The 23,565-nt window shown below is 64.0% G+C and carries 16 protein-coding genes and 2 rRNA genes (1 of these 18 only partly in view); 10 read left to right on the top strand and 8 right to left on the bottom strand.

From position 1 onward, the window contains the following. Positions 1-179: 179 nt before the first annotated feature. Positions 180-992: a flagellin gene (locus Verru16B_RS10675; RefSeq protein WP_069962271.1), complete on the top strand. Its 813-nt coding sequence runs from the start codon at positions 180-182 to the stop codon at positions 990-992. 264 nt (positions 993-1,256) lie between these two features. Here the strand turns inward: Verru16B_RS10675 and Verru16B_RS10670 are convergent, their stop codons facing one another. The 4 genes from Verru16B_RS10670 to Verru16B_RS10655 all read right to left on the bottom strand — a co-directional run bounded on the left by Verru16B_RS10670 (position 1,257) and on the right by Verru16B_RS10655 (position 11,049). Further along, positions 1,257-2,225, bottom strand: coding sequence for a hypothetical protein (locus Verru16B_RS10670; RefSeq protein WP_157772384.1), 969 nt, complete (start codon positions 2,223-2,225; stop codon positions 1,257-1,259). 91 nt (positions 2,226-2,316) lie between these two features. After that, positions 2,317-8,235, bottom strand: a complete 5,919-nt coding sequence (locus tag Verru16B_RS10665) for a glycosyltransferase (protein ID WP_157772383.1) — start codon at positions 8,233-8,235, stop codon at positions 2,317-2,319. Positions 8,236-8,431: 196 nt separating this feature from the next. Then, positions 8,432-10,636 carry a tetratricopeptide repeat protein gene (locus tag Verru16B_RS10660; protein WP_069962268.1) on the bottom strand — a complete coding sequence of 735 codons (2,205 nt, stop codon included), beginning with the start codon at positions 10,634-10,636 and terminating at the stop codon, positions 8,432-8,434. 20 nt (positions 10,637-10,656) lie between these two features. Beyond that, a complete protein-coding gene (locus tag Verru16B_RS10655; RefSeq protein WP_157772382.1) occupies positions 10,657-11,049 on the bottom strand; it encodes a hypothetical protein in 393 nt (130 codons plus the stop codon). A gap of 50 nt (positions 11,050-11,099) precedes the next feature. Between Verru16B_RS10655 and Verru16B_RS10650 the strand changes: the two genes are divergently transcribed. Then, positions 11,100-11,561 carry a hypothetical protein gene (locus Verru16B_RS10650; protein WP_157772381.1) on the top strand — a complete coding sequence of 154 codons (462 nt, stop codon included), beginning with the start codon at positions 11,100-11,102 and terminating at the stop codon, positions 11,559-11,561. Between the two features lie 20 nt (positions 11,562-11,581). On the opposite strand, the gene Verru16B_RS10645 is transcribed toward Verru16B_RS10650, so the two are convergent. Then, a complete protein-coding gene (locus tag Verru16B_RS10645; RefSeq protein ID WP_069962265.1) occupies positions 11,582-13,495 on the bottom strand; it encodes an O-linked N-acetylglucosamine transferase, SPINDLY family protein in 1,914 nt (637 codons plus the stop codon). Positions 13,496-13,720: 225 nt separating this feature from the next. Between Verru16B_RS10645 and Verru16B_RS10640 the strand changes: the two genes are divergently transcribed. The 8 genes from Verru16B_RS10640 (at position 13,721) to Verru16B_RS10610 (ending at position 20,799) form a co-directional block, all read left to right on the top strand. Then, positions 13,721-14,647 carry an HDOD domain-containing protein gene (locus Verru16B_RS10640; protein ID WP_069962264.1) on the top strand — a complete coding sequence of 309 codons (927 nt, stop codon included), beginning with the start codon at positions 13,721-13,723 and terminating at the stop codon, positions 14,645-14,647. Between the two features lie 130 nt (positions 14,648-14,777). Beyond that, entirely contained in the window at positions 14,778-16,679 is a 1,902-nt protein-coding gene (locus tag Verru16B_RS10635) for a hybrid sensor histidine kinase/response regulator (protein WP_083270277.1), read from the top strand. Between the two features lie 214 nt (positions 16,680-16,893). Beyond that, the gene (locus Verru16B_RS18130) at positions 16,894-17,427 is read left to right on the top strand and encodes a hypothetical protein (protein WP_069962262.1); all 534 of its coding nucleotides are present in this window, start codon (positions 16,894-16,896) and stop codon (positions 17,425-17,427) included. Further along, positions 17,427-18,827 carry a tetratricopeptide repeat protein gene (locus Verru16B_RS10625; protein ID WP_069962261.1) on the top strand — a complete coding sequence of 467 codons (1,401 nt, stop codon included), beginning with the start codon at positions 17,427-17,429 and terminating at the stop codon, positions 18,825-18,827. Before Verru16B_RS18130 ends, Verru16B_RS10625 begins: the two co-directional genes overlap by 1 nt. After that, positions 18,793-19,167: a hypothetical protein gene (locus Verru16B_RS10620; RefSeq protein WP_069962260.1), complete on the top strand. Its 375-nt coding sequence runs from the start codon at positions 18,793-18,795 to the stop codon at positions 19,165-19,167. The genes Verru16B_RS10625 and Verru16B_RS10620 overlap by 35 nt, the downstream gene beginning before the upstream one ends. 201 nt (positions 19,168-19,368) lie before the next feature. Next, a complete protein-coding gene (locus Verru16B_RS18335; protein ID WP_157772380.1) occupies positions 19,369-19,710 on the top strand; it encodes a hypothetical protein in 342 nt (113 codons plus the stop codon). Next, positions 19,707-20,162 carry a Spy/CpxP family protein refolding chaperone gene (locus Verru16B_RS10615; protein ID WP_069962259.1) on the top strand — a complete coding sequence of 152 codons (456 nt, stop codon included), beginning with the start codon at positions 19,707-19,709 and terminating at the stop codon, positions 20,160-20,162. The genes Verru16B_RS18335 and Verru16B_RS10615 overlap by 4 nt, the downstream gene beginning before the upstream one ends. Before the next feature lie 25 nt (positions 20,163-20,187). Further along, positions 20,188-20,799: an RNA polymerase sigma factor gene (locus Verru16B_RS10610; RefSeq protein ID WP_069962258.1), complete on the top strand. Its 612-nt coding sequence runs from the start codon at positions 20,188-20,190 to the stop codon at positions 20,797-20,799. 15 nt (positions 20,800-20,814) lie between these two features. On the opposite strand, the gene Verru16B_RS10605 is transcribed toward Verru16B_RS10610, so the two are convergent. The 3 genes from Verru16B_RS10605 to Verru16B_RS10595 all read right to left on the bottom strand — a co-directional run. Further along, entirely contained in the window at positions 20,815-21,537 is a 723-nt protein-coding gene (locus tag Verru16B_RS10605) for a TonB family protein (protein ID WP_069962257.1), read from the bottom strand. 209 nt (positions 21,538-21,746) lie between these two features. Then, positions 21,747-21,862: ribosomal RNA gene (gene rrf, locus Verru16B_RS10600) — 5S ribosomal RNA — on the bottom strand. A gap of 95 nt (positions 21,863-21,957) precedes the next feature. Further along, positions 21,958-23,565 (bottom strand): 23S ribosomal RNA (locus Verru16B_RS10595); it runs 1,302 nt beyond the window's last position.

Here is a 23,565-nt window from a genome sequence, read left to right as displayed (position 1 = left end):
AGTGATTGCCGGTCCCGCCGCGTAAACCAAGTGCGGTTGTCTGTATGTTCTTCCCCCCTTCGGTGTGCCCCCGTGGCATGCCGCCCCTTTGAGGCATTCGCCTCGATCGGTCTGACCCGGCGCCGCCAAGCCGGGTCCGTGGCGACGACGGAAGGTCGCATAAATCAAGGATAGATACCATGTCAGTCGTGATTAATACCAACTACGCGGCCACGGTTGCTGCCAACAACCTGTCCGCTTCGAACACCTCGTTGCAGAAAAGCCTCAACCGGCTTTCCAGCGGTTCGAAAATCGTCAACCCGTCCGATGATGCGGGCGGTCTCGCTGTGTCGATGAAGCTGTCTGCCGCGGCCAAGCGCTCCGGCGCCGCCGCCAGCAACATCGGCAACTCCGTGTCCTTCCTGCAGTCGCAGGACGGCGTGCTGAAGGTCACCGGCAAGGTCCTCGACCGCATGAGCGAGTTGAAGACCCTGTACAGTGATCCGACCAAGAACGCGGACGATCTCGCGAACTACGACGCCGAGTTCACCGCCCTGCAGGACGAGCTCACTTCGCTCTCCGGCGAGACGTTCAACAGCGTCGCCCTGTTCGGCAGCACCTCCCTCACCGTCGAGGTGTCCGAGGATGGCGGCCAGACCGTGGCCCTCGCGGGTCGCGATCTCGAGGGTACCGCGGCCGGTGTGGGCGGCCTCACCGACACCGGTGTGAGCTCCCTCGCCGACATCGACCTGAGCGACATCACCGACGCCATCCAGAGCGTCGCCACGATGCGCGCTTCGAACGGTGCCGAGCAGAGCCGCCTGGGCTTCGCCGCCGAGGTTCTCACCGTCAACAAGGCCAACATCGAGGCCGCCAACAGCCGCATCACCGATGTGGACGTGGCGTCCGAGAGCACGCAACTCGCGCGTTGGAACATCCTGGTTCAGTCCGGCACCGCCATGCTGGCCCAGGCCAACCAGAGCGCGCAGGTCGCCCTCCGCCTCATCGGCTAAACGGTCTCCAGTCAGTGGTTGTTCTGATTCGCCCAACCACGCCGGCCGTCCCGCAAGGGGCGGCCGGTCCGGGCGGGCGATCAGAGCGCCTCGACGGAAGACCGCGGCACCCTTCCAGGGGCCTTCTCTATCCGTAAAAAACCTCCGGGTCCCACCCCCGGAGGTTTTTTGCGTCCACAGATAGGGACCCCATACGGCGTATAGGTCTTATAGAGCCGATAGTTTCAGGTCGCCCCTGCCCGCCCTATGGGCGTGCCCGCCACCTCACACCGCAGCAATCGCCTCGGCCAACACCGCCCCCACCGTTTCGTGGGCAGTGAAGTGCTCGTGGATGCGGCGACGAGTGGCCGTATCCATGGCCAGGGCCCGTTCGCAGGCCGTGGCGAGAGAGGCCAGATCACCGTGGGCGTAGCGCATGATCAGTCCGGCGGCGTGGAGTTTTTCCAGGCGCCCGCCGGCTTTTGAATCTTCGCTGACAGGTACCATGCCCAAGCAACCCGACCAGAAGGGCCGGTCGGTGTGGCTGGCGCTCATGGCCGGGGTGGCGAATTTCCGGCCTTCGGGACAAAAACCGACCTTGTACCGGTTCAGCGCGGCGCGTCCGTCGACCGGGGTGCTGTGGTCATGGCTGGCCACGAAGCGGTCTTTGAAACGCTGTTTGAGAAAGTCGATCTGGCGCTGGCGGTGGGCCGTCAGGCCCATCTGGGATCCGAGAAAGTAGATCTTCTCCTCCGGCGCCTCGTTGAAGGTGGCCTCGCCGGGGGCGAAGTTGGCGACCCAGCTCCGGCGCCGGGTTACGCACGCGGGACGAAGCAAGGCGCGGCCCGCTTCGGCGAGGGGCCGCTCGTCGTGGATGAGGAGATCGAGGTGCGGGGCAATCGCGTTGAAGCACGGCATGAACCGGCTGGCCTCGTCGAAGGCATAGAAACCGTGGCGCACGCCCGCCTTGGCCAAAAAGGCAAAGACTTTGCCGGCCAGATCACCCAGCTGCTGGGGCTGGTGGGCCATGGTGATCAGCCAGCGTTCCTCGCCGGTATCGCGCGGGGCCTTGGCGAGGTCGAGCACAGCCTTGGGGCCTACCACCCAGGCGGGGAGAAATTCCAGCGCGGGATGGGCCAGCGCCGCGAGGCAGCGGGCGTTGGCCGCGTACCAGTCGCAGTCGAGACGCGCCTTGCGGAGGAGCTCGCGGTCCCGTGGATCGGTAACGAGCGGCCGTAGGTCCAGCGCAGGCACGCGGCCGAGGTAATCAGCCGCAGGTTCCAGTCGGCCGGCCCAGGCATTAAAATAACAAATCCGGATCCGGCGCATCATAACGCGAGGTGGCCTACCTCTCGCCAACCGCCATCACATCTCGAGCAGGGGCGGACAGCAGATCATCAAAGACCTCCTCGATGCGGGAAACCGAGGCCTCGGTCGTGAACTCAAAGGCGCGGGCCTGGCCGGCCATCGCGATTTTTTCGGCGGCCGCAGGGTTGCGGTGTGCGACGGCAAGCCGCTCCGCGAGCGCCCGCGCATCGCCGGCCTTGAAGAGCAGACCGGTCTTGCCATGTTCCACGATCTCTGACGCCCCGCCGCTACCGCTCGAGATGACCAGCAGTCCCGCAGCCATCGCCTCGATCTGCGTCTTCCCGAAGGGTTCTTCAAACACACTCGGAAACACCAGCACGTTAGAGCGTGCATAAAGTGCTGCCAGCTCGGTCTTGGCGAGGAAGCCCGGCAGGTGGAGACGTTCGAGAAATCCGTGCTCGGCCGCGACGGCGCGCATGGATTCGAGATACTCCGGTCGGGTCGTGTCCCCCGCGAGGGTGCATTCGAAATCAATGCCTGCTCGCACCAAAAGCGCGAGGGCGTTCACCAGCACATGCGCGCCCTTGTATGGCATGAGCAGTCCGGCATAGGCGATACGGAGCTTCTTGCGCTGCGGAGTCCATGCGCGGAAGTACTCCGTCAACGGTGACCCGGGAGGGACCACTTCGTAACGCGAGATAGGATAATCCTTCGCCCGGAGGCCGTCGTTTACCCATGCGCTGCAACCCGCGAGACAAAACAACGGGCCTTTGGGCGATTGCGCGGGATCGTACCCGGGATAGGCATTGCCCAGACGATGGAGCACCGGAATGCCACGATCCAGCGCCGGCTGGATAAAGAAATGGCCGACGAAATCGAGGTTACCCGCCATGATCACAGTCGGGGCGAAAGTGTCGATCTCGCTCAGAATCGTCTGGAGATTGTCGCGTAGAATCGCTTTGCGCCGCCCCGCGTCCGGTTCGACGACAACCACCCCGCCCTTCCAGTCGCCGGTGAGAGTCAATGTACGCCGAACCTGCGCTTCGAATGCCTCATGTTCAGCGGTCGGCTTGCGCGTGAGGTGCGGCATGTTCGCCGTCAACACCCTCACGGTATGCCCGCGCGCCATCAATTCGCGCGAGAATTCCCACACGGTCCGCCCGTAGCCCCCCATTTCCTGGGGCGGAAGCAGATTGGTGACAACCAGGATGCGGTGCGGGGCGGGATGCTTCTCCCGTGGCATCCATCCGACCCGTTCCCGGTAGGCCTGCACCTGGGGCAGGGAAAGTGCGCCGTGTTCCTCCAGTCGCTGCAGCGCATCCTTGGTCTGGTCGGCTCCACCGCACAAACGATGGGCCTCGGCCACCGCCAGGTAGGCGCCGGCAATTTGCCCCTCATCGATCATCGCGGCGGCCAACTCCAAGTATGCGTTCTGATTGTTGCGATCCTCTGCGACCGTCTCGCGTGGCGTGAGTGCCGGCGTGATATCCGTCGGTTCCATTGCACCCTGTGGCCGAGGGTCGGACTGCGCCGCTGCCTGCAAGATGGAGAGCAAACGGGTGAGGGAACCATCCCGCGAATACTCCGCAGCGATGCGTTCGCGGAAGCTGGCGCCAAGCCGCGCGGCCAGCGTGGAATCCTGGGCCAGACGGAGCATCGCCCCGGCCATCGCCTCAACGTCCTTTTCCGCGACAAGGAAGCCGTCGACGCCGTCCCGCACGGCGTCGGGAATACCCGCATGTCGCGTCGCGACGACCGGCAGGCCATGGGCGCCCGCCTCCAGCACCGCCAGGGGCAGGCCTTCGCTGTCGCCGTTTGATGCCACGATGCTGTGTTGCACAAAGACCCGGCCCGCCGCCATGGCGCGGGAGACTCCGTCGCGCGATTGGACGCCGGCGAAAGTCACCGCGGCCGCAAGCCCGTGGTCGACCGTCCACTGCTGACAGGACGCGAGCAACGGGCCGTCGCCGATCATCACCAGCCGGGCCTCGGGCATGGCCCGGTGCACCGCCGCGAAAGCCTGCAGGGTGAGATGCGGTGCCTTCTTCTGGACGAAACGGCCGACGGCGACAAAATGCGGGGGCGCTTTGGCGGGTTGGGCGAGGGCCGGGAGGTCGATGGCCACACCGTAGGGTGCGAGCAGGGTACGTTCCGGCTGGGCACCCAGCTGGAGCAGTTGCGTGCGCATCGCGTGGGAGACCGCAAGGGTGCTCGCCGCGCTGGCGAAGAATTTGCGGTAGCGTGGCAACCACCGTTCGAGCAGTTCCCGGCCAAACGCATCGACCCCATGAAAATGCACCACGAAGGGCAATTTCGCCTGTTCGCACGCCTCATGCACAAAGGCGCCCATCAGGCCGGTCTCGACAAGGGCGGCCTTAGCTCCTGACCGGGCGAGGAATGCAGCGAGGCCAGCAGAATACTCGGCCCACAGCTCACCGGTGATCGGGCCCTTGGCGGCCAGAGTGGCTTGAATTTTTTGCTCCGTGCCGGCCGGCAGCACGGACTGCCCGCCCCGCTGGAACCGCGGGAATGGATAGCCATAGAGCAGCGTCAGGTTCGAGGTGAGGTGATTGACGTGATCCTCGACGAAGGTCTCGGAGTAGTTGAACTCGTGCGAACGGACCAACACCACCGGGAGATCTCCCGCGGTCTGTCGTCTGGCCGGTTCCGCCTGGGCGACCGGCACCCGGGCCATACCCGTCCAGCCGGGAACCATGGTGTTGCCGGCACGGGCATCAGCGGGCAGCGTGTCCGTCGCCACCAACTTTTGGAAGAGCGGCCAGAGTTCGCGGGCCCATTGGTTGCGCTCGGCGGCCGCCAGCGGGGAGCGTTTCAGCCAGAGCCCGATCATTTGCGCGAGACTGGCATTCCAGCCGGCGGTACCGCGGAGCTCGATGGATTCGAATCCGGCCTCCTTCAAAAGCCGCTCCAGTGCAAACGGGGTGTAACGGTAAAAATCGTAGGGGGCGTCGTGCAACGGCCAGAGAAAGGGCACGGTAAAAAAGAACACGCCACCAGGTTTGAGCACGCGGCGGGCTTCCTGGAGAACGATGAGCGGCTCGGGACAATGCTCCAAAACTTCGGTGGCCATGGCCGAGTCGACCGAGGCATCGGGCAGAGGGATGCGTTTGCCATCCCAGCGCAGGTCGACCTTTGCCTGATAGATCTCCGAGCCTTCCATATCGAGACCGATGTACCGGTTCACGCGTGACGGGGCGGCGGTGATCAACTCCCGGTACGGCATGACGCCACAACCGATATCAAGGAAAGTGCCGTGGAACTGAGGCAGGGCCTCCTTTAGAGCGCGGAGGATACCGCTGCGGACAACATAAAGATCGATATTGTTGAGCTCAAGGGGCGGATTGATGAACGGGTGCGGGGCGGCGGAAGTCATGGCAGATTTCGGTCGCCGGCGGTCCTCGCGGGCGATGCCTTTCGGGTTGGAGCGTACAGGAGGAAGATGAAATTCCGCCGGAATGAGGATGGGCCGACCCTCGCGGGGCGCCGTGGCGATCTGTTGGTCAAGCAATCGAGCCCAATGTCCGGCGTTCGATGAGATGGAGAATCCCTGCTCGATGGTGTTCCGGGCCGCCTGCGAGTAGCGGGCCCATGTTTTACAGTCGGTCAGCAGCTTTTCAGCGGCGGCTATGAAATCCGGGCCGCGATCCGCGACCAGCAAGCCGTTTTCCCCGGACCGGATGAGTTCACCCACCCCGCTACGGATCTGTGTACAGATCGGTACGACGCCGCACGCCATCGCCTCCATCAACGCGATCGGAATGCCCTCGTAGTCGCTGAGCAATACGAACGCCTGGCTGGCCAGCAGCAAGGTGGCCACCTCCGTTGATGGTCGGTTGCCGAGCAAGTGGATTCGGTCACCCAGTCCGGACTGGGCGATGAGCTTTTCGACCGCGGATCGGGCGGTGCCGTCGCCGCAAAGCGTAAACTCAGCGGCAGGATGACGGCGCAGGATTTCGATCATCGCCGTCACGGTTTCGGAGATTCGCTTCTGTTCCTCCACGAGGCGGCCGACATAAATGAACCGGAAGGGACGGTCGGAATACATGGCCACCTGCGGGGGCACGGGCGCCCCGTAAGGCGCGCGCACGACCAGGGTTGAGCCGCAGGTAACCTTCCTCATCACTTCCTCCTGAAAGTCCGACACCACGACCGCGCCCGAAAGGTAGCGGCCCTGGCGGTCGCGGATGAACTCGTCGATCAGATCGCGATGAAAGTCATCATCGGAATGCAACACCCCGATGGTGGGAATCCCCGCGGCTTTGAGGTGCTCGGCCGCGAAATAGCCCGGTACGTTCAAATTGGGTACGAAGGCCTCGCAAGGGTGGGCCTGCACGTGACCGAGAATTTTCCGGATCATGTCCTCGGTGTGGGCGAAAGGCTGCTCATCCACCGGCACCCCGGCCGCCCGGAGTTGCCCGGCAATCGGGCACTCACCCGCTCGCGTCATGAACATCAGCACGCGCGGTTCAAAGCCGCGGGACTTCAGTTCAGGCAACAGGCGCGTCAGCCAGATATTCGGTCCGTTCACCTGCCCCGGCCCGTGCGCGAGGAACAGCACCCGCCGCGGCCGAACGGTCGGCCCCGCCGAATCTCCGACGGATAACCGCCGGGCCAGGGCTGAAAGGGACTTCGCGGCCTCGGCGTTGTCGGGATGATGCCGCAGTTCTTCCGCCACGGCATCCTGGGCCTCGGCCAATCGTCCCTCGGCGGCATACTTGTGCGCGAGCGCCAGGTAACCGTTGCGGGGGGTTTTCCCGCGGGAGACCAAAGCCAGCAGCAGGTCCTTCAGGGTGCCGGAATCCCCGGATTTCAATGTCTCCTTGAAGCGCGCTATCAGTTCCTCAATTGAGCAATAATCGAGCGGATCCGCTGGCTGCCAGTTGCCCTCTACAGACCGCTTCAGTTTCCAGCCGAGCAAAGCCGCGACCTCCTCAAGCGGCACGCGGTGCGATTCACCAAGCACAGCTTGCCCGACCGCAACATTGGTGACGGCCTCCTGGGGTGGGCAAAACAGAAATGGATATAGCTCCCGAAACCGCGCATCCCCCTCTTGGATTTTCCCGACAGTCGAATCGTTGGTGTGCCGGATGGATGCCGGGTCCAGCCGCGCAACCTGCAACATGCTCACATCCGTATCATCGCCGTACCAGAACACTTTGCAGCCGCAATAGAGGGCGTAGAAGACATGCGAGCCTGCCGCATTTGTCGCAACGTACTCGAATGAGCGGAACAGGCGCTGCATGCGCAGCAGCGCATTCCGATCATTGATCCACGCCCCGGTCACCCACGGAAGGCCATTGTGCTCGTAGGCATTGATCCAGTTGCCCAGCAGGACATCGCTTGCTCCAATGCAGCCCACCACAAGTTTGAAGCGATCCCGCAACGCGGCAACCGCCCGGGGAAAAGCAAGGTGGGGGGACTGTCCGTCGACCGGGTTCACCTTCGGATCGAAGAGCGAGAACCAAGGCGTCGAATGGGTCCCCATGGCTAGTACGCTCCCGGGGAGGCGCGCGATATTCGTTTCCTGTTCCTCGTAAATAAACGGCAGGCCGATGGCGCGCGTACGCAGATATCCGGCGGCCCTCAGGAGTCGTTCCGTCCTCTCATTGTCGACGAGGACCACCCGATCGCGCCCTTCATTCCGAAACTTGTAATTTAATACGCTGCACAGTTCCGAAGGTTCGCCGCTGACCTGACCGGGATCGGTTATACCATGATTCCAGTTGATCGTCGCATACGTCTCAAGCGGCTTGGACAACCCAAGCCGGCGCGCGATCATCCAATTGGCTCCGTATGAGTCGATCTCCCCCCATCGGCGCGGCGTTTCAACAATGGGTGGCAAAAGCTCCACCACCGGAGCTATCTGATCCTGCAATTGTCGCAAAGCCGTGTGACTGGTCGGTATCGTTGACATCGGCATGACCTCAAGTGGCACGAGGGGAAGAGATTGCTGCGCTGGAGATCACAACACGCTTATACCATATCTCGTGCCATCACCTGCTTTCATCAGGTTATCATCTGATGATCAGTTGGTTGCCGCATTCTTTTGTAGCCATCAGGCAATCAGGCAAAACTTGCCGCCGAGAGTGATCCGTATTTTCAGCGAGAAACAGCCTCGGCCGTTTCATAACCTACGCCACGCAAAGGGCCGGATCGCCGGACGGTCCGGCTTGCAAGGTGGCGAGCATGCCGCGGGCTTCGGTCAGCAGCTCGGCATGGCCGAGCGATTCGGAAAGCTCGGCCAGGAGCTGCCAGCCGGCGAGATGGTGGGAGTCGAGTTGGAGGCAGGTCTGCAGTGCCTGGACCGCCTCGTCGATCCGGTCGCTGCGGCGCAAGGCATCGGCCAGATCGTGCCAAAGGGAGGGGTTGCGGCCGTCCTGCTGGACGGCGTTTAGGAAATAGTCGGTCGCGCGGGTGGCCTCGCCCTCAGCCAGCAGAGCGCGGCCCCGAGCCTGGCGGAAAGCGGTGGAGAAGACCTCGGGCCCCACGATCGGGCGGTTGTCGCGGCGGAAGGCCTCGCGGCCGCGAGCGGCGAGTTCATCATAGGCCTGCTCGAGCACGGCGCCGAAGCCGTCGCTGGCAGCGAGGGGGTCGAGAAAGAGGGGCTGGCACTCCATCACCGCGGTGATACGGGCCCGTAGGGCGGCGCGGGCCACCGGATCGCCAGCCAGGCGCACGCAGAGGTCGTGATAGGAGGCGGCATCGGGTGCGATGAGTTCGGCGAGACCGAGTTGGCGCAGCAGCGCGGCGCCCATGCTGGAGCGGAAACTGTCGCCCTCCTGCGTGACCACGGGGAGACCGGAATCGAGCGGATCGATGAGCGAGTTCGCGCCGGCGAAGGGGAACGTATCGAGGTAGAGATCGCCCACCTTGAGCAGTTCGCCGACATCGCAGCGGGAGGGAAAGCGCACGCTCGAGACGACGAGGCGATCGGAGGCGACGCCGTGGGCCGCGAGCACGGCGTCGAACTCGGCACAGAAGCGCTTGGTGGATAAAGTCGACGACCAGTTCAGAGTGAAGGGGTGCAAGAGCAGCCGGGAACCGGGCACCGCCGCAAGGAGGCGAGCCCAGGCCACGCGCATCTCAGGAATGATCTTGTGGATGTTGGCCGCGGAGACGAAAACCACCGCTTCCTGCGGGAAGCCGAGAGCGGCACGAGTCCAGCAGCCAACGGGAGGCTGACGGTCGGCCTCGTAATTGAAGGCGTGGGCGGGACCCTGCAGGAGGGCGAGACGTTCAGTGAAATGCGCGGGAGCGTCGGCGTGCTCGGTGGCGGTGCCGGACACGTAAAGATCGATCTCGGGCAGGCCGGTGGTGGTGTAGGATGAATTGTTGACGACCTGCAGGGGTGCGACGCGGTGCAGGGCGAGGCGGGTGACCTCGTGGCAAACGGCGGTTACATTGGTGCCGAAGACGACGACATCGAGGGCGGCGGCGCGCAGGACCTTGAGTTGTTCCTCGAGTTTCTCAGGGAGAACCGTGTGGGCGCCGGCGCGGGCGGCGGCATATTGCTCCAGGGCCGTACCGCGATCGTGGTGGGTGAAAAGTTGCACCTCGAAGCGGGCGGGGTCGAGGTGCTCGAAAGTGGGCAGCGTGGTGTAGGTCTCGGTCTGCGAGCCAAAGTGCCGGTTCACAAAACCCACGCGAAGGCGGCGGCCGGCGCGCGGGGTGGCGGGAAAGCTCGTACGACGGTCCACGCGCGCCGCTGCGGTCAGGAGCCGGCCGCGAAGCTCCATGTGCCGGCGCAGGGAATCCGTGGTGAAATAGAGGGCGATGGTGTTGTTGAGCGTCGCGAAGACCTGGAGGGCGGCCTTGACCTGCAACGCGTCCGGCTTGGCGGCAGCCGCGTCGGCGAGTTCCTGCAGCCGGCGAAGATAGTGGGCGCCATAGGCCTCGGCCTGGCCGACGGCACAGAAACCCTGCGGAGCATGGAAGAGCCAGGCCGTGTAAGCGGGCCAGAGTCCGGGAGGGACATCGGCCAGTGCCGGCGCCCCGGGCCACTGGCTGGCCGGCACCACGACCATGGCGGCGAGCAGACCCATCGGGCCGCTCGCGAGCAACTGCTCGGCCAGGTCGAGATCGGCAGCATCCACGACGGCATCCGTGGCGCCCGAGGCGGCGAGTTTGCGTTGCAGATCAATGACGGCCTTGACCTCCGCCGGCGTGTTTTGGCCGAGGAGAATGATGGCGCTCGCGGCCTCGTGCCGGGCTAGGTTCAGCTTGGCCGTGAACTCCGGCTGGTCGGGCGACTCGGCGTACAGGTCGGCGGCGAGCAGGCAGCGCTCGAGCAGGGCGGAAAGGGGCAGGACAGCGGGGCGGTCGGCGGTAGTTGGCATGGCGACACGGGTTCAGGACATCAGGAGGCGATCCGGAGCGGGGCGGAAAGGGGACAGACGCAATCGAAGGGCTCGCAGCCGATGCTGTTCAGGACCGCGGGGAGATCCGTGGCTTCATCCGCGCAGGCCGGGAGGAGAAGCGTCTTCGTACCGGCGAAGGCACCCAGGTTGCGGGGCTGGCTGCGGCCGGTCAGGTCCGCGAGGCACACGATCTCTTCAGGCCACTGGTCGGCGGGGATCTTGCTGAGCAGATCGGCCAGATCGTAATGGCCCACGGGTGTCCGCAGGGAAATCCAGAGGCCATCACGGGTTTGTGCATCAGGCCAATCCGGGCCCGCCACGATCTGCTCGCCGACCACGCGCAGCGGCGAAGTCGGGCTGGCAGGTGAACCGGTTAAAATCAGGGCACGCATGTTGGGAGCATCCTGCCGGTTGCAAGGCCCGCGCCCATCAGTCCCCCACCTTGCGTAATCTCCTGAAGCCAAACAGGAAGAATTTTTATTTACCTGACCTGGAATCTCCCATCCGCCTGAGTCCCGCCGCCGTCGTGTCCATCCGGCAAAATTTTCCCGGCACCAAGGACGCCGCGACCGGCAACGGTCTTGCCTTGGCCCGGGTGACCGGAAATAGCTGGGGCCTTCCCATGGCAGAACCCACGCCCAAAGCCATCCTGAGCAGCAAGTGCATCGCCTACAGCGAGGCCCTCTTACAGTATCGCCGGTCGGTCATGACTGATCAGCAGGCGATTCAACAGGGCCGCGATTTGTTTGTCTGGCTCCAAGGACGAGGGGCCCTGGCCAACGACGAGCGCGCGGCGGTTGCGGGGCGTTGCATTGATCTCGGCATCACCCTGCTCAAGGCCGGGGCCGAAACCGTCGACCGGATCACGGCTTCCATTCAGGACACCTACGTGAGCTACGCCTGAGGCGCCGGTGATCCACCCGTCTAGGCCACCGCGCGGGCGCTGGTGCGGGTGGCGCACCACGCGGTCCAGCAATCGCGGAGCGCGGACGCAAACCGGGCCGACTGGCCGGCATGATCACCCAGCGGGGAATGCTTCACCTGATCGCGGAGACCCGCCCGGATCTGGGCCAGCTTGGTGGGATCAGCGGCCAGTTTCATGGCGATGCGGACGTAGTCGTCGGCCGTGTGGGCGATCCATTCCGATCGGCCGATGGCCGTAAGCAGGCTGCCACTGACGCGGGCGATGTGGCGGTCCCCCATGAGGGTGACGACCGGCACGCCCATCCAGAGCGATTCGCAGGTGGTCGTGGTGCCGTGGTAGGGAAAGGTGTCGAGGGAGATATCCACGCGGCCGTAGAGCGCGAGGTGGTCCTCCGTCCGGGCCGTACGTTCGAGAAATTCCACCCGCTCGGGCGGCAGGCCGGCGGCGGCGAAGCGGTCGAAGTATTTCCGGCGGAAGCCCTCATCGGCGAAGCCGCGCCCCTTGAGGAGCAGCTTGGACTCCGGCACGGCGGCGAGCACGCGGGCCCAGAGGCCGAGCGTGGTGTCGGAGATTTTCGCGACGTTGTTGAAACAACCGAAAGTGATCCCCGGCGGTGATGCGGCGCCGTCCGTTCCCGGATTCGTATTCCGGACACTGACCGCGGGCGTGACGGCCGGGGGCTGGTAGGTCCAGGCGGTTGGCGCGAAACGCACGAGTTTCTCCGTGGCGAAGGCGTCGGCTTCACCCACGGGATCCACCACCGCGTCGGTGAAGCGGTAGTGCATGGCAGTCAGGCCGGTCGTGTTGGGATAGCCGAGGTAATTCACCTGTACCGGGGCGAGGTGCTTCGCGAAGAGCGGGAGCCGCGGCGTCATGCCGGTGTGGCCCACCAGATCCACGAGGATGTCGGGGGCGTCGGCCCGGATGGCGCGCTCGACGTCATCGGCCGGGCGGCCCACAAAGTTGCGCCAGACGGTGGCCAGGGCCTTGAACCGCGCGCTGACCTCGTCCTCCCGGAAGTGATCATGGTAAAGATAGAGTTCAAACTGCGCGGGATCGAGATGCCGCAACAGCGGCTCCAGGAACCAGGCGCAGGAATGGGAGCGCAGGTCCGGCGAAAGGATGGCCAGTCGCAACCGGCGTTCGGGAGTCGGCAGGTTGGCAAAGGCGGGCACCGACTGCCGGTCGACGGCGCGGCCATAGGCGACGTGTTCGGCAAAGAGCCGGTCACGGTCGAGACCGTCGAGGTGGTTGAGGGCGTAGAGCCGGTAGCCCCGCGCCTCGAGATTCGCGGGTTCCAACGCGAGGAAGCGATCATACGCGGCGATGGCCTCCGGAATATTGTGCATCTGCTGGAGCACCTGGGCGCGGCCGTAGTGGCCCTTGGCGTAGGTGGCGTCGACCGCCAGGGCCCGGTCGTGGCAGGCGAGCGCCTCGGCGTGGCGCCCCAGCAGGCTCAAGGTGAGGCCGCAATTGTAGTGTCCCTTCGCAAACGCCGGCTGCAGGGCCACCGCGCGCTGATGACACTCGAGAGCCGCGGTGAGCCGGTCCTGCACCTTGAGACAGTGCGCGAGCGTGTCCCAAGCCTCGGCGGATTTCTCGTCCAGCGCCAGCGAGGCGCGGAGCGGAGCCTCGGCCTCGACGGCGCGCCCGGCGATGGTCAGCGCCAGGCCGAGCCGTTGGGCGCACGCGGCGTTCTTGGGCGCGAGCCGGTGCGCACGGATAAGCAGGTCGACCGCCTCGGCGGTCCGGCCCGTCTGCAGCGAGAGGATGCCCGACAGGTGCAGGGTATCAAAGTGGTTGGGGGCCAGCGCCCGTGCCCGGCGATAAAGTGCCTCCGTCTGGCTAAGCCGCCCCGCCCGGTGGTGGACGAGACCTTCCTGCAGGAGGCGTTGGAATTGGGCGGGAGGCATGCGGGAAAACGCAAACGTCCCGCGCCGGGAAGGAGACGGGGAGATTCGCTTCCCCCTGCATCGGCGCCCGCGGCCCCGGCTTAAGCGCAAAACCACGGGGCCGCAGTGAGTTCGTACCGGCAAAACACAGGGAAAACGCTCAAGATTATCCCGCGCGCGACGTTGTTTGGCCAGTCCTGCGTCACCTCCGGCCACCCCGGCGGGGCGCAGGCATTTCCGCCCACCATGTCGATCACATCCAACCCGCCCATGGCCGCCGCCCGGTACTCGGAGGATATCATCCGGAAGCGGATCAACAACTGCCCGAAGCTCGCGTCGCTGGGCCGGATCAACCAAGCGCTGCGCGAGCTGGTCAACTCGGAGAGCAGCGTGTCATCGCAGATCGCCGAGATCATCCGGCGCGATCCCTCGCTGACGGCGCGGCTGCTGCGGATGGTGAATTCAGTCTACTACGGCCTTTCGAACAGCGTGAGCAACATTGAGGAGGCGATCTTCTTCCTCGGGCTGCGCCAGATTCGGGAACTCGCCATGGCCACGCCCGTGATCGAGGAGATGGCCGCATTTCAGACCGGGGCCGGCAGCAGGCCGCTGCCCTGGAAGGATCTCTGGGCGCACAGCCTCGGTACCGCGATCCTCACGCGCGAGATCATGCGCGCGCTGCCTGTGACCATCGACGATGACACCGACTACCTCGTGGGCCTGCTGCACAACGTGGGCAAGGTCGTGATGGCGCATGCGTTTCCCGAGGAACTGGAGGAGATCTGCGCCACGAAATTTGAAACTTCCGCGGACGTCTGCCAACGCGAGGCCGAGCTGATCGGCTGGGACCATGGCCGGATCGGGGCGATCTACCTGGAGCGGCACAAGATGAGCGAGGAAATCGTGCTCGCCGTGCGGTACCACAATGACCCGGCGGCAGCGCCGCGGCACCAGATCTTTGCCGCCGCCGTGCAGGTGGCTGACTGCCTGGTCCGCCATGCGGGGGTCCATGGCGGCTTTGAAAAGATCCAGCCGGTGGCCCGCGACGCGTGGCTGGATCTGGCGGGCTGGCAGATTCTCTACGGGGCCGACGGCCCGGAGACCAAGATTGCCCGCGCCGCGATCGACAACGCCTTGCCCCGCCTGCCACAGATGCTCAGCGGCTTGGTGTGAGCGTCCGACCGTAAGGTTCGATTGAACCAAGCGGCGTAAAAACTAATACCCCGGACGGCCAGGCCCTGCGGGGCTCCCCCACCCGACAAGCGCCTCAAGTTCTGCCGGCGCGGACCGATTTCAAGTCCACATGCCAGTCGTGATTTGTGATTCTCCCACGGGGGCCTCCGCCAACCCGCCGCCAGAGGCTTTGCTCGGTGCCTGGACCGGCAGCGCCGCGTTTGCCTATTGCCGCGACTTGAGCGGCCACTTTATGGCGGCCAATGAGGCCTTTGCCCGGAAATTTGGCCGCCCGGCCGATCAGCTGAGGGGCAAAGCGGTGCCCGGGCTGGTGCACCTGGATGATATCAAAAGCTTTGCCCGGGCCGACGAGTCGGTCCAAAGGCCGCCGCATACGATCGCCCATGAACAGCGCTGGCTGACGCCGCAGGGATGGCGCTGGATCGATTGGGAGGAATCGGCGATCTTCGACGTCGAGGGCCGGATCATCGCGGTGCGCGCAGTGGGTCACGACATCACGCGCCGGCGCCTGGCCGAGGAGCAGTTTCACAAGCTGTCGAGCGCCGTGGAGCAATGTCCCATCGCGATCGCGATCACCGATGCCGACGGCAACGTGCAGTACGTGAACGGAAAGTTCACCGCCACCTCCGGTCTCACCCTCGAAACCATCCTCGATCGGGAAATCGACGTGTTGCGCGAAGGCCACAGCGGGGAGGAGGCCTATCAGGAATTCCGGGCGCAGGTGCGGACCGGCCGCGAGTGGCGCGGCGAGCTCAGCCGGCAGGCCCCCGACGGCCGCCCGGTGTGGGAGTCCGTGCAGGTGTGCTGCCTGCGGAACGCCCACGGCGAGATTTCCAACCTGCTGCTGCTGCGGGAGGACATCACCGAGCGCAAGTTGCTCGAGGGGCAGCTGCGTCAGGTGCAGAAGATGGAGGGCATCGGCACGCTGGCCGGTGGCATCGCCCACGATTTCAACAACATCCTCGCCGTGATCAACGGTTACGCCGAGTTGTGCGTGCTCAATTCCACCGATCCCGCAGTCATCCAGAAGAGCGTGCGCGAGATCAAGCGCGCCGCCGAGCGGGCGACGGGGCTGGTGCGCCAGATCCTCACCTTCAGCCGGAAGGCCGAGGTGCGCGTCTCACCACTGAACCTCAACCAGCACATCCAGGACCTCGTGAAGCTGCTGGCCGAGACCTTCCCGCGGAACATCACCTTCAATTTCAACCTCGACGAGAACCTGCCCCCGTTACTCGCCGACCAGAACCAGCTGCAGCAGATCGTGCTCAATCTCTGTGTGAACGCCCGTGATGCCATGGCCGGCGGCGGCACCATCACGCTGACCACGCAACGGCTGGAAGGCGACGCCATCCCCGCCGGCATGCCCGGCCGCCGGCCCTGTGCCTGCCTGAAGGTGTGCGACACCGGCACCGGAATGCCCGCCCATGTGCGCGAGCGTATCTTCGAGCCCTTTTTCACCACCAAAGGCGTGAACAAGGGCACGGGGCTGGGCCTCGCCGTGGTTTATGGCATCGTGGCCAGCCACGAAGGGTGCATCGAGGTCGACAGCACCGTGGGTCAGGGCAGCACATTCCGCGTTTGCCTGCCCTTTGCCGATTCGGCCGTGCTGGCCCCGGCGGTCACCCGACCCACGGAGTTCCCCGGCGGCACCGAGTCCATCCTGGTGGTCGATGACGAGGCCCCGTTGCGCCAGCTGCTCGAAACGACGCTGACCCGGAAAGGCTATACCGTGGCCACCGCGCGCGACGGCCTCGATGCCATCGATGTGCTGGGGCGGATGGAGAAGCGCTTCGACGTGGTCCTGCTCGATCTCAACATGCCCGGCGCCACCGGTCTGGAGGTGATGAAGGTGCTCAAGATCACCCACCCCAACGCGCGCGTCCTGATTATAACCGGTCATCTGGCGCCAGACGTGCGGGCAGAGTTCGAGCAACTCGGCCAGAAGAACTTCCTGCGCAAGCCCTACACCCTCGATGAGCTCGGCCGGCAAATCCGCGCCGTTTTGGCCTGAGCGAGATGCTGCTCAAAAGCATGCGCTCAAGCAACTTGAGCAAGGCAACGAAATCGCAAGAGACGTGCTATTTCGCTCAAGTGTCCCCCGAATGGACCGTTGTCTTAGGTCAGCGAATCAGAATCCACCGCTGAAATGGAAACATCATCCTTTCATGCCTTGCCGTTTAACAACGTCCCACCTGCGTGGAGGGACAACTGCGGTCCTGTACCGTGTGATTCTAGCCCTGCTCCATCTCACGGTGGTGGCGACCGCCTACGCGGCGCAGCAGACGCTGGGAATCAAACCGCCGATCTCCCGGCCTTACTTGGCGACCATGGGTGCGCCGGCGTTGAGGTTCCTGGATCCGGCCCCGGTACCGCCGCCGGTGGTAAAAGCGATCGCCAGTGGACCGCCCGTCGCCGCCAGCGCGCCGGAAGAAGCCGCGGTCTCGCTCGCCAACGATCGAGCCGCTGCCTCCACTCCTCCCATGCCTGTCCCGGTCTCATCGCCGGATGCGGCGGGGACCAAACCTGGGCAACCTTTGCCGTCGGAAACCGCGAAACCGGAAGCCCCGACCCCGAAGGCCCTGCCAATCCTGCCCGACGACACCCGTCGCAAGGTGCAATCCCAAGATTTTCTTCCTCTGTTCCGCCTGCCTGGCTCGGGTGGTCCCGTGGAGGACATGTCGGTCATCTTGCCGGGCGTACCGGTGCCGCCCGCCCCGGGCAACCTGCCTCCCAGTTCCGCCACATATCGCGTGGAGTAGTGCCTCCCTGGTTCACCTTCCTGCGTGCCGTTGGCGGAATCCTGACCGCGGGCTGCCTCGCGCTTTCACCGGCCGTCGCCAAGGAGGCCCACCCCGACGCGCACGCCGACTCTCACGCCGTCCACGCCCCACCCGTCCCGCCGCCCAATTTCGATCCGACCGCGCCGGCCCAACCCGCGGAGCCGGTCGCCCACGGTGCCCCGGAGCCGCACGCGACTGGCAAGTCGGAGAAACCCGAGTGGCAGGCGAAGGAGGCCCGCAGCCTGATCAATCTCGGCAACAGCCTGACGGAGCGCGAAGACTACGCCGCGGCAGAGATTGCCTACCGACGCGTGATGAACGACCGGGGCTTTCCCCTCGCCGACCAGCGTGACGCTCTCCTCGGTCTGGCCCGCATGTATCGCCAGCAAACCACTTTCACCAAGGCGGTCGCGACGTATGAGAAGTTCCTGAAGCTTTATCCGGATGATCCGCGCATCCCCGACGCACTGCTGGAACTCGGCCGGTCGCAACGCGCCATGGGGGCCTACCGCAGCGCGATCAACCGGTTCTACAATGTCATCAACTCCACGCTCAAGCTGCCGCCCGAGAGCTACGAGCACTACCAGCTGCTGGCCAAGACCGCGCAATTCGAGATCGCCGAGACCCACTACGAGGTCGGCGAGTTCGCCGAGGCGGCTAAGTTCTATGACCGCCTGCGCCTGCTGGACCTGGCCCCCGAGGACCGCGCCCGCGCCCACTTCAAATCTGCCGGTTCCCTGCTCAATGCCGGTCAGCTCGAGCCTGCCGTCACCAAGCTGAACCAGTTCCTCGACCAGTGGCCTGCGGACCCGCATGGGCCCGAGGCCCGGTTCCTGCTCGCCCTCACCCTCCGCAAACTCGGCCGGACCGAAGAGGCGCTGGGCATCACGCTCGCCCTGTTGCGCAATGAATATGGCAACGCTTCCGCAGACCCCAAGGGCTGGGCCTATTGGCAGCGCCGGACCGGCAACCAGCTCGCCAATGATTTCTTCCAGAGTGGCGACACCATGAGCGCCGTGACCATCTACGAAAGCCTGGCCCGGCTCTCCGAGGAGACCACCTGGCGCCTGCCCATCGTCTACCAGACCGGTCTGTGCTACGAACGGCTCCGTCAGAACGAGCGCGCTGGCAAGGCCTACCAGGACATCGTCGATACGATCGCCCTCCCGCCCGGTAAGGTCCCGCATACGCCCGAGATGATCGAGCTTGCCCGCATGGCTCAATGGCGCATCGGACAGCTCGACTGGAGCGGCCGGACCGAGCAACAATTGAACCGATTCTTCAGCGCTGCCGTCCCGGTCAGCCCACCCTCACCCGCCCCCCCCACCCCTGCCAATGACGCCAATGGAAGCCCTGCAACAGCATCAGGAACTCTGTAACGAACTCCACCAGCTCGCCCTCGAGGAAAACAGCTTTCTCCAGCAGCACCGCCGGGTGCCGGACGCCGCGCTGTTGGAGAAAAAGAAGGGCCTGCTGGCCCGTCTGGATGATACGCTCGCAGCCCTGCGCGCCGTGCCGCGCCACAGTGCCGAGGGGGCGCCGTTCCGTCAGGCGCTGGACAAGACCCGGGCCCGCATTCTCCAGATCCTGCAACTCGACAAGGAAAACGAGCAATTGCTGCTTCGATTCAGCCTGACGGGAGCCAGCGCCTCCGCCCCGGCCGCGGCCCAAATGCCCAGTGCATCGATCCTGCAGCGGATCTATCAGCGCCACACCTGAACGGCAGGAATCGGCCAGCCGGGCATACCACGCCGGCAAGGTCACTTCCACCTGCACGGCCCGTTCCCGGTAGTCCGGTGCGGTGGGGCGCCTGTTCGCACCACCCTGGCCGGGCATTTTGGCCCAGTAGGCAGGCAAAGAATTTGAAGGACAGCCGCGCGGGCTGGTGTTATGCTCGGGCCAACCTCGCATTCCCCTGCCATGCCTACCCCGCCGCCAGAAGATCCGCTAGATCGACTGCTTGACCGCTGGTCATCCACCCCCGAGCCCTCTCCACAACTGAGTGCCGAGATCTGGCAACGGATCGCCACCAGCGAGACGCGGGGAACCCTGGAGCCCGGACCTTGGGTCACCTTTGGGCGGTGGCTCGAACGGCCGGCCTTTGCCGTGGGTTTTGTCGCGGCCTGTGCGCTGTTGGGCCTCTTCCTGGCTGAACTCCGCATTGGGCAGGTGCAGCGAGAGCGGAATGCGCAGCTCGCCCGCAGCTACCTGCAGCTGATCGACCCGCTGGTGGACAGCGCCGAACCGGAGAAACGCTCATGAAGCGCCCGGTCCTCATTTTGTTGCTGGGCCTGGCCGTCGGCACGGCGACCCATCTCGCCTATTTTCAACACCGGGAACCCATCGGCACCGATACCCTGGAGGGCCAGTTGGCGTGGATGCGCACCGAGCTTGGCCTGACCGACAGCCAATTTGCGCGCATCAAGGAACTCCACCAGGCCTCGCGGCCGCGCTTGCAGGCCATGTCGGCGCAAGTGGCCCTGATGCAGGCGGAATTTGCGGAATTTGAACGCACCCGCCAGACCACCGATCGGGTGGATTTTCTGGAATTCGCCCGCTTTGTGGAAACCCGGCGCGACCTGAATCAGCGGTGCCTCGACACCACCCGGCAGCTGGTTCTCGCCTCGGCCGAGGTGATGACCCCCGCGCAACGCCGTCAATTTGTCCGGATCGTCCCAACCGCCGAGCCCCTGGTGGAAACCTTGCTCAACTAAAAATCTGGCGCCGACCCCGCGCTCCGTGTCCAACGACCCCGCCACCGACCAGGCCTGTCTGCTTGCACTTCAACAGGGCGAGGCGGCCGCCCTCAACCGACTGATCGAGCGCTGGCAACGGCCGTTGCACAGCTTCGCCTACCGCTACACCCAAAACCAAGCGGACGCGGACGATCTCGTCGCCCAGACCTTCGTCAAGCTGTACCAGCAGCGGCAGCGTCTCCGCGCCGACACCCGACTCAGCGCGTGGTTGTTCACCACGCTGACGAATCTGTGCCACAATCACCATCGGTGGAAACGCCGTCACCCCACCGTGGCACTCGTGCGGCGGGAGGCCGACGGCAGCGGCGAGGCCACGGGGGGACCGTTCCAGGAGGATCTGCCCTCCGAGCAGGCACCACCCGACCAACTGCTGGAGCAAGATGAGACCCAGACTGCGGTGCGGACCGCGATCGGACGCCTGCCGCACGACCTCCGGGTGACCTTGCTTTTGCATCACTTCGACCGGCTCTCCTACCGTGAAATCGCCAAGATCACCGGCTGCTCGGAGCGCGGCATCGAGACCAGGCTCTATCGGGCCCGGCAACAGTTGCGTGACCTGCTGGTCGATCTCCTGCCGGTGCCGAACCGGCGTTGATCGCCGGAAGGAGGCTCATTCCTTCGGCTTGAAGGTGAATTCCTGATACGCGTAAACCAGCACGCGGCCGCCCTTGCGCAGCGGAGGTTCGAAGCGCCATTGCTCGACCGCGGCCACCGCGGCCGCCGCCAGTAAATCGTCCGCCGACTCGCGCTCGACGGCGGGCATCCGGACCCGTCCCTCTTCGTCGATGTAGAAACCGACCGTCACCGTGCGCGGCGGACCGTCAATGCGGGCCACCGGCGGAACGACGTGGACCGGAGTCGGGATCCGATCGAGTTCGCTTAAACGGACAGGCCGGTAGGCATAACGCTCCTCGAGGATCTGCCGGAACGCGTGCTTGGTCGAGGCGCCGGGCAGCGTCATGACGATCACGCCTTCGAGGCGAAATTCAAACAGGATATCCGCGCGGGAGGCGCGGGCGCGACCGTCGACCAGGGTTGGCTCATATTTCCAGCGTTGGATCGCCGCGGACGCCGCTTCCGCGAACGCGGGTTGGGTGTAGCCGGTCACAAGCCAGTCCGATAGATTGCCTTCGGCGTCCACACTGATCACGGCGCGCACTTCACCGGAATAGATGCCTTCGCCCATCATGGAGGCAGGATAGGTCAGGACACCCGTTTGCTTGATGCCGATGCCGGCGTTAGCCGCGGTTTCTGTAACCGGAAACGCCCCCTGTCTCGCCCACGCCAAGGCGGGAACGACCAGCAGGAGGATGAGCGGAGACAGGATCTTCATCAGTAGGCTACATAACACCTCTGCCGAACATATCCCTTCGCCGCAACCATGGCCATCAGCAGAACCGTGGAACGGATACGACGTCGAAAACAACTCAAGCGGCGGCGCGACACGTTGTGGTTGATGGAGGCCAGGGGGACGATTGTCCGCGAGGCGGGCCATCCGGGCAAAAAAGAGGCCCGGTCCTTCTTTCGAAGAACCGGGCCATAACCTGGCAACGACCTACTCTCGCGGGACCTAACGTCCTACTACCATTGGCTACTCGGGGCTTAACGGCCGTGTTCGGGATGGGAACGGGTGGAACCCCCGGTATGTGGTCACCAGGAAGGGAAACTCACGGCAGAGCCGGAGTAATTGATAAAAAGTTCAGACAGCCAACAAAGTGTGTAAGGAGGTCAAATAAACGCCTAGAAACTGGATCTGCATAAACCGGCAAGGTCATTAGTAGCAGTAAGCTGAACGTATTACTACGCTTGCACTTCTGCCCTATCAACCGGGTGGTCTACCCGGACCTTGCACCGTCTTGCGACGGATTGTGATCTTATCTTGGGAGGAGCTTGGCGCTTAGATGCTTTCAGCGCTTATCTCTTCCGCACATAGCTACCCGGCGCTGCCCCTGACGGGACAACCGGAACACCAGAGGTGCGTCATTCTCGGTCCTCTCGTACTAGAGAATGAACCCCTCAAATCACAAACGCCCACAGCGGATAGAGGACCGAACTGTCTCACGACGTTCTGAACCCAGCTCGCGTACCACTTTAACCGGCGAACAGCCGGACCCTTGGGACCTTCTCCAGCCCCAGGATGTGATGAGCCGACATCGAGGTGCCAAACCGCGCCGTCGCTGTGAACGCTTGGGCGCGATCAGCCTGTTATCCCTAGCGTACCTTTTGTCCTATGAGCGATGGCGATTCCACATTCAACCACCGGATCACTTGAACCTGCTTTCGCAACTGCTCGACTTGTTGGTCTCACAGTAAAGCTCCCTTATACTCATGCGCTCTATAGCCCGATTACCGACCGGGCTGAGGGAACCTTCGTAATCCTCCGTTACTCTTTGGGAGGATTCCGCCCCAGAAAAACTGACCTGCTATCACTGTCCCACGCCCAGATAATGGGTCGAGGTTAGACGCCTAACAATTAAAAACTGGTATTTCATATTTCGACTCGGCCCGCCCCTGAAGGCAGGCTTCACAGTCTCCCAGCTATGCTACGTATTAAAAATCAAGCGACAATAACAGCTTACAGTAAAGGTGCATAGGGTCTTTCCGTCCTGCTGCGGGTAGGCGGCATCTTCACCGCCACTACAATTTCACTGGGCATCTCTCCGAGACAGTTGTCAACTCGTTACTTGATTCGTGCGGGTCGGAACTTACCCGACAAGGAATTTCGCTACCTTAGGACCGTTATAGTTACGGCCGACATTCACGGGGGCTTAGACGCGAAGCTTGCACCTCACGCTTTCACCTTTCCGCATTGGTCACAAGTCACTCCCTATACGTCGTCTTGCGACTTAGCAGAGAGCTGTGTTTTTGCTAAACAGTCGGTTGACACTCTTATCTGTGGCCTCTTGCGAGGCACCCCTTATAGCTAACATACGGGGTCAGTTTGCCGAGTTCCTTAGAGAGATTTAACCCACGCGCCTTAGAATACTCATCTATTCCACCTGTGTCGGTTTACGGTACGGGCACCCTATCAAATAGCCACGAAGCTTTTCCTGGAAGCTGAGCATCACACAAATTGCTTCGGCCGAAGCCTCCACTTTTCGTCGTGTTTCAGATACACCCGGTATTTAAACCCCAGGCAACCTACGCACTTGAACGAGAATCAGCGCCTCGCTCATGTTAGCTTTCTCCGTCACTCCTTGGCATCGAACTCTAATAAGGTGGTGCTGGAATATTAAACCAGCTGTGCATCGACTACTCCTTACGGCCTCGTCTTAGCTCCCGACTAACCCTGGGAGGACGAACCTACCCCAGGAATCCTTGGAATTGAGGCGAGCCGGATTTAAACCGGCTTTATCGTTAC

Origin of the sequence: Lacunisphaera limnophila (assembly GCF_001746835.1) — a bacterium.
GTDB lineage: Bacteria > Verrucomicrobiota > Verrucomicrobiia > Opitutales > Opitutaceae > Lacunisphaera > Lacunisphaera limnophila.
The sequence above is the reverse complement of the archived record's forward strand: the minus strand, read 5'-3'. Positions and strand labels throughout refer to the sequence as shown.